Here is a 6,474-nt window from a genome sequence, read left to right on the forward strand (position 1 = left end):
TAGCAATCCGCCGTCCCCTCACTACACTCCCCCCATTGCCTTCTCATTCCCCGGAACTCCCCCCGCATGTCCGTCCTGTTTTCCCCGATCAAGCTGCGCGGCCTGACGCTGAAGAACCGCATCGTGGTGTCGCCGATGTGCCAATATTCGGCCGACGACGGCGTCGCCACCGACTGGCACTTCACCCACATCAACAATCTCAGCCTGTCGGGCGCTGCGATGTTCTGCATCGAGGCGACCCATGTGGAGGCGATCGGCCGCATCACGCCGGGCTGTCTCGGGCTCTACAGCGATGTCTGCGAGGCCGCGCTGCATCAGATCCTCACCTCGGTGCGCAAGCATTCCTCCACCGCGGTCGCGATGCAGCTCGCCCATGCCGGCCGCAAGGCGAGCAGCGCGCGGCCCTGGGACGGCGGCCAGCTGATTCCGGCGGAGCAGGGCGGCTGGCAGGCAGTGGCCCCAAGCGCCGTGCCACACAAGGAGAGCGAGGCCGCCCCGCTCGCGCTCGATGCCGCGGGCCTCAAGCGCATCCGCGAGGCCTTCGTCGACAGCGCCAAACGCGCCGCGCGTCTCGGCATCGACGCCATCGAGGTTCATGGCGCGCACGGCTATCTCCTGCATCAGTTCCTGTCGCCGATCTCGAACCGGCGCACCGACGAGTACGGCGGCAGCCTGGAGAACCGCATGCGTTTCCCGCTGGAGGTGTTCGACGCGGTGCGCGCCGCCTTCCCGCACGACAGGCCGGTTGGCATGCGGGTGTCGTCGACCGACTGGGTCGAGGGCGGCTGGGATATTTCGCAGACCATCGCATTCGCCAAAGCGCTGAAGGCGCGCGGCGTCGACTGGATCGATGCCTCCTCCGGCGGCGTCTCGCCGCTGCAGAAAATCCCGCTCGGCCCCGGCTATCAAGTGCAGTTCGCAGATAGCATCCGCCGCGAGACCGGCCTGCCCACCATCGCCGTGGGCCTGATCACGGAAGCCAGGCAGGCCGAGGAGATCGTCGCATCCGGCAAGGCCGACATGGTCGCGCTCGCCCGCGGCATGCTCTACGACCCGCGCTGGGCCTGGCACGCCGCCGCCGAGCTCGGCGGCGAGGTCGAAGCCCCGCCGCAATATTGGCGCTCGCAGCCCTCGACGCAAAAGGCGCTGTTCGGCAAAACCAATTTCGGGGCGAGGTGAGGGTGCGCCGCTGCAGCTGAGGCGCGGTAGCGTCGCCAAATCAATAGTGTCGTCCCGGACAAGCGCCAGCGCAGATCCGGGACCCATACCGCGTGATCTCTCGATCGCGCGGGGTGTGCGTCGACAAATAACTGGGTGTCTTCATCAAACCTCTCCCTGTGGATATCGCGACGAGGGCAAGCGCTCGCACGGGGATCCCGGATCGGCGCGCGCCTAAGGGCGCGCTTGTCCGGGACGACAGCGGACTATGTGGACGCGCTTTCGCCTCTCACTTCCCCGCATCCGTAAATCTCCCCAGCTTCCACACTCCCCAAATCTGGCCTAACCTTCGGCCCAGTCGAGGCAACGGAGGCCCGCCCATGCGTTATCCTGTTCGCAAAACCGCTCACATCTTCGAGCGCGTGGGCCTTGCGATGGCTGGCGCGGCGTGCGGCCTGTTCATCGGCGCCTTTGTGGGATCGGCGATCCCGCAGCTCACCACGCAGGGTTTTCTGCTGCTGATGATGCTGCTCGGCGGCATCGGCTTCTATCTCGGCATCGACACGCCGCAGATGCCGTTCGACGATGCCCACAGCCACATCGACGCGGCGGAATTCCTCAGTTCCGCCGGCACGCTGTTCGCCACCGGCACCGCCTTCGTCTCCGTCGCCGTCATCGTGCTCCGCCTCGATCCGCACATGGCCTGGACCTGGCTCGTCTTCATCGGCTGGCTCGCCGGCGTCGCCATGCAGATCATCGCGGGTGCAAAGGCGAGAATGCGGAAGTAGTAGGGGAATTGTTGGAGAACAATCGAGGGGAATCCCTCTGCGGAGACACCCTCTCCCCAGCCCTCCCCCGCAAGCGGGGGAGGGAGCGCACCACCAACGCAGCGGAGCTTGTGACTCAAGCGCTCCCTAAAACACCACGCCCACCCGCGTGCCGCGCTTCCAGGCGATGCGGCAGCGCTTCTTGGTGTTGACGTGCAGCAGCTCGAAGCGATCGGGGATTTTCACCTGGCCGCCGAGATCGACGCAGGCCCCGCCGGGCGAATAGTCGATCAGCGTGCAGGGGATCACCGGCGCGCGCGGGTCGGTGATGATCTTGGCCTGGCGCGACACCAGCCCTGCCGGTTTCACGCGGGCATATTTGCGCGGGTACATTGGCACTCTCCTCCAATTCCGCAGGAATAGCGGCGGGTGGTTTGCCCCGATGATGCGGAGGAGATGATGCGATCCCGCTAAGGCGGGCCGGAGAATTTTAACGAAAAGTAGCAGCAAAGGAAGAAAGCGGCGGTAGCGGGGTCTTACCCTCCCCCTCCAGGGGAGGGTGGCACCGTCTCTGCCTCCGCCTCATGCGGCCCCACCGGCATCGGCACCGTCACAAAATCCTTCGGCAAATTCACCGGCCGGTAATCCGGCTCCACCGCCATCCGCTTCACCACGCTCTCATGCACATGCGCGCCGTCGGGGATGGGGCGCGGCTCGCAATCGGGGATGTAGAAGCCGAACAATACCTTCCGCTCCGGCCATTCCCGGTACGTCGCGCTCTTCGGCAAGAATTCCAGCAGCCGCCAGCCCGCCGTCATGGAATCGTGCAGCACGCCGGTCTTGCCCGTAAAGGCCGGCGCGACATATTGAAACGGCGAGTTCTTGCGCGGGATACCCCAGGCGAGCTGCTTGATGGTCGCCGGGTTGAAGTTCAGCCCCGCCCTCTCCGCCTCCGCGATCATCCACAGCAGCGGATATTTCGACTCGCCGCTCTCGGCTTCCGGATAGCCGCCGCCGACGTCGCTGTGCACGCCGGCGAACCACACCTGCAGGATGTCCTGCGGCACCTTCTTTTCATCAGGAACATAGCGGTTGCTCCAGAATTCCTGCGGCTGTTCGTACTTCTTGAGGCGGAACATGCAGCGCCGCTCGTCGATCGCGATCGCCTGCCGGAAGATCCTGACGCTCGGGTTGCGCAGCGTGAAGGCGAGCTCCTCCAGGCTCGGCCAGAACAGGCGGTCGGCGCGCGGCACGATCACGCTCGCCACACTGTCCCACACCCCGATGAAGTGGATGGTCGGCCAGCGCGTCGAGGTGATGCGCGCGAACTGCGCGGCGAGGTCGAACTGGTCCTTCGGCAGCGGTCCCTGGTCGTCGAAGGCGACGCCTGTGAGATCCTCGATATCGTTGCCGCGCCCAGTGCCGGAATATTGCTTGTAGGCGACGAGGCCCGAGCCGGCGAGGTTCGCCTGCTCCGGCCTGATCAGGCCGATCTTGTGGATCAGCCCCGCCAGCACGCGCACCGTGTAAGCCCCGCGCGAAAAGCCGAACAGATAGATGCGGTCGCCCGGCGCGTAATGCTCGACCAGGAAGCAATAGGCCGAGAGCACGTTGTCATCGAGCCCGTAGCCGGTGGTGAGCCCCAGCACCAGATTGATATTGGCTTTCAAGCGATGCCACGTCGTCGGCTCCGTCACCGTGCCGACCCCGGGATCGTAAAACACCATCTGCCGCGGCTGCGTCTTCTCGGTCTTGCGCAGGCAGCGATAGAGCTTCAGGACGTTGGAGATGTTCTCCGAAATCTCGTTGCCGGTGCCGTCGCAACAGATGACGAGGTTTTTCGAGGAGGTGGTGGTATGCGCGGGGTCCATGGGATGCGCCTCCGGGTGATGCTACCGGGGCGAGTATAGCGGAAAATGAGGCGGATAGAGTGCCCGCAAGCTTGACGGGAAAAATTTGCTGAGTTTGGTTGAAGCTGATTGAGTGGGTCCAACACGGCGCATCCAAACAATGGAAGCTATTTCGGCGGAATTGGGCTATCTGCGGTCAGCTTTGGAAGCGTCCCAGGCGGTTTGGTCTCAGGTCCCTGAGGTCGGTCGATCGCTTTTGGGAGCGGTTATTGGCGTCCTGTTTGGAGCTTGGATTGCAAGCAGATCTCAAACAAAAAGGACAGTAGTTTCCGAGTTGCACGCGTTGAGATCCGCGCACGCTCTTGCGTTCTCAGTCGCCAACAAAGCCCTCTCATTCAAAAAGCAGCATGTGCGGCCATTGGAAGAGGCATTCAAGGCTGCTTTAGCGGCCCATGCCGCCTTCATGATCAATCCGCGCGGCTGCCTTTCAATACAGATAGACTTACGCACGTTGTCGCAGATTAAATTTGCTGACAAATCTTTGGAAAAGATCGTCTTAGAACGATGTTTTTTGGGGAGCGAAGCGGTTGCAACGCTAGTTGCCGTCTTGGACGCGACCGACGACTTGAGTGCGTCGATCAAATACCGAAATGAGTTGGTGAACGAATTTCGGAAAGACCCACCAAGTGGACACCAAGAGCGCGAGACGAGCGCTTGCGAGATAATGTTCTCGCGCTACTAGCGCAGGCAAACGACTGTATCTTCTTTTCGATGCGCTTAGGTGAGCACATTCGCAAATCCGAGAACAGCTTACGACGAAGAAACGGTTGGAAGTACTGGCTGCCGGGTCGAAAGCTGAAGTCTGTCCGGTGGGCGAAGGCTGATGATCTCATTCCTTCTGACGACGACTACCGGAATTGGATGTCTGGTTTTGTGAAGGATAGATCAACAATCGAGCGCGCAGCACTTCGCATTTGGCGGTTCATTCGGGGCGTAGAGTCAAATTCTCATAAGCCAAAATTGTGAGGGCCATCTGACCAATAAGCAACTCTCTCTTGAGCAACGCCTAGACCGGCTTGGACAACATATCGTTCGAGCTCGGTTGTTTCTGGATTTGTATTTTTACTTTGAAGGTCACGACAGTCGCCAAGGCATTATTGAGACGATGCGTGAGTACAATGAGTTCTTTCGGTTCACTCCGCATGCTTATTTCATTTCGTTTAGTGTCTACATCGCTGGCGTTTTTGAAAACCGGAGGGACACGATCAACTTTCGAGCTCTAATTCGCGACATGATCGTCACTGGCGATCTTCAAAGTTCGCAAGAATTGATGATTGAAGCCTTGATGGCCAAGGCGAAATCCTCGGCCGATAAGGTCACAATCTTGCGTCACAATGCTTTCGCTCACCGAACAAGCAGAATGTCATATGATGATGTTTTCCGCCTAGCCAAAGTATCGCTGAACGAATTGCGCGAGCTAACTGATCTTGCGCTCGATCTCTTCAACGCCCTGGCAACTGTTCGTGGACAGAACGAGCAGCATTTCACCACTCTTCCTATAGAGGATGCCGAAGATATGATGCGAGCACTGGCGAAGGTCAGTCTCTGAGATGTTGGCCTGTGCCCAAGAGCAAATCCAATGTCGGCGTCTGAATTTGTATATAGACGTCGGCGGAAGTTGATTTATCCGGAACCGACTTTTTCGAGCCGCTCGCGACTGAATTCGCCTTGCTGCTTAAAGGTCAGGCGGGCAAAGTTGTCCATAGTCCAAAGTGATGCGATAACGCCACGCTCCTCGGCATTGATAATTGTTGCTCCAGTAGAATCTTCGAGCACATCAACTCTCCTAAGAATCTCTTTGCGTGCATCAATAGTAAATGGGCCTAGTCCGGCGCTACCGTTGCGTCGCTTGTGCCACCGATTCGCGGGATCGTTGCGGAATTCAGCAAGCCAGTCGCGAAATGCCAAAAACGGCCTTAGCTGAAAGTGTCCAGATTTTATCAACTCGCTGGCCGACTTGTCCTTACGAACGACTGTGCAGGTCCAACATCCAAATCTGCCTGAAGCACACGGTGGTGTAGTTGGAGCTTTTATCACAGGGCATTCTCCTGATGCTCCGCGGTAAAGCGCCTCCAAAGTAGAGTTATCTAACACCTTCGGGAGAGAGAGGCCGAAGATAGCGTCCCAAACCTCTGGTACACTCATTTCCACGATTGGCAGAAAGAGGTCGTACTCTCCTTTTCCCTCCCGCTGCTTCTGCCAATAGAGGCTAGAGCTCAGAGCCAGCGCGCGGTCTCGTTGCCTGCTCTCGGACTTTCTCAAGCCTAGAACGACCACCGTATTGTGCGGATTTTCTCTGGCAATGAATTCCGAGACGGGCTTTATCCGCAATCCAGTTGTGCACCATCGGAAGCTATTCGTAGGCGGCGGGTATCCACGTCCTACTATTCGAACAAAGAAGCGATCCGGAATGGGAGCCTTGAGTAACTCTATCTTGATGGGTAGATCGAGCTCGACGAATTCCCGCTCTACTTTCTGAAGAAACGCCTTTACGTACCCATCAAGCACGGGGTTCTCGACACCAGTGTCGCAATAAATCAAAGTTACTTGAGGGAGGTTTGAGCTGCTGCCGGTTTGATGGACACCGAGATTAGGTGTTTCATGAAGCCGGAGGTGGGCGATGAAGAGACGGAAGTTTA

Annotated in this window: 7 protein-coding genes; 4 read left to right on the forward strand and 3 right to left on the reverse strand. The window is 59.3% G+C overall.

Translation table 11 applies throughout. The features are described 5' to 3' along the window. The first annotated feature begins 66 nt into the window (after positions 1–66). Together UNPA324_RS34795 and UNPA324_RS34800 are read left to right on the forward strand one after the other, a co-directional pair. A complete protein-coding gene (locus UNPA324_RS34795; RefSeq protein ID WP_141938573.1) occupies positions 67–1,179 on the forward strand; it encodes an NADH:flavin oxidoreductase/NADH oxidase in 1,113 nt (370 codons plus the stop codon). A 359-nt stretch (positions 1,180–1,538) separates the two neighbouring features. Continuing rightward, the gene (locus UNPA324_RS34800; protein WP_141938575.1) at positions 1,539–1,946 is read left to right on the forward strand and encodes a hypothetical protein; all 408 of its coding nucleotides are present in this window, start codon (positions 1,539–1,541) and stop codon (positions 1,944–1,946) included. Between the two features lie 126 nt (positions 1,947–2,072). Here the strand turns inward: UNPA324_RS34800 and UNPA324_RS34805 are convergent, their stop codons facing one another. Together UNPA324_RS34805 and UNPA324_RS34810 are read right to left on the reverse strand one after the other, a co-directional pair. Next, positions 2,073–2,318, reverse strand: coding sequence for a PilZ domain-containing protein (locus tag UNPA324_RS34805; RefSeq protein ID WP_164936216.1), 246 nt, complete (start codon positions 2,316–2,318; stop codon positions 2,073–2,075). 143 nt (positions 2,319–2,461) lie between these two features. After that, the gene (locus tag UNPA324_RS34810; RefSeq protein WP_141938577.1) at positions 2,462–3,796 is read right to left on the reverse strand and encodes a T6SS phospholipase effector Tle1-like catalytic domain-containing protein; all 1,335 of its coding nucleotides are present in this window, start codon (positions 3,794–3,796) and stop codon (positions 2,462–2,464) included. A 139-nt stretch (positions 3,797–3,935) separates the two neighbouring features. Here UNPA324_RS34810 and UNPA324_RS34815 point away from each other — a divergent pair, with 139 nt between their 5' ends. Both UNPA324_RS34815 and UNPA324_RS34820 read left to right on the forward strand, forming a co-directional pair. Beyond that, positions 3,936–4,517 carry a hypothetical protein gene (locus UNPA324_RS34815; RefSeq protein ID WP_141938579.1) on the forward strand — a complete coding sequence of 194 codons (582 nt, stop codon included), beginning with the start codon at positions 3,936–3,938 and terminating at the stop codon, positions 4,515–4,517. Between the two features lie 291 nt (positions 4,518–4,808). Next, positions 4,809–5,384: an AbiU2 domain-containing protein gene (locus tag UNPA324_RS34820; RefSeq protein WP_283810316.1), complete on the forward strand. Its 576-nt coding sequence runs from the start codon at positions 4,809–4,811 to the stop codon at positions 5,382–5,384. A gap of 74 nt (positions 5,385–5,458) precedes the next feature. On the opposite strand, the gene UNPA324_RS34825 is transcribed toward UNPA324_RS34820, so the two are convergent. Then, the coding region (locus UNPA324_RS34825; RefSeq protein WP_210246777.1) for an adenine nucleotide alpha hydrolase family protein at positions 5,459–6,474 on the reverse strand (1,016 nt) is incomplete at its 5' end.

The organism is Bradyrhizobium sp. UNPA324, from assembly GCF_006658635.1.
Taxonomy (GTDB): Bacteria; Pseudomonadota; Alphaproteobacteria; order Rhizobiales; family Xanthobacteraceae; genus Bradyrhizobium; species Bradyrhizobium nanningense.

Bases quoted from the DNA above. Each gene is read 5' to 3' on its own strand.
- UNPA324_RS34795 (WP_141938573.1), top strand. From the start codon at position 67: ATGTCCGTCCTGTTTTCCCCGATCAAGCTGCGCGGCCTGACGCTGAAG.
- UNPA324_RS34805 (WP_164936216.1), bottom strand. From the start codon at position 2,318: ATGTACCCGCGCAAATATGCCCGCGTGAAACCGGCAGGGCTGGTGTCG.
- UNPA324_RS34815 (WP_141938579.1), top strand. From the start codon at position 3,936: ATGGAAGCTATTTCGGCGGAATTGGGCTATCTGCGGTCAGCTTTGGAA.
- UNPA324_RS34800 (WP_141938575.1), top strand. From the start codon at position 1,539: ATGCGTTATCCTGTTCGCAAAACCGCTCACATCTTCGAGCGCGTGGGC.
- UNPA324_RS34810 (WP_141938577.1), bottom strand. From the start codon at position 3,796: ATGGACCCCGCGCATACCACCACCTCCTCGAAAAACCTCGTCATCTGT.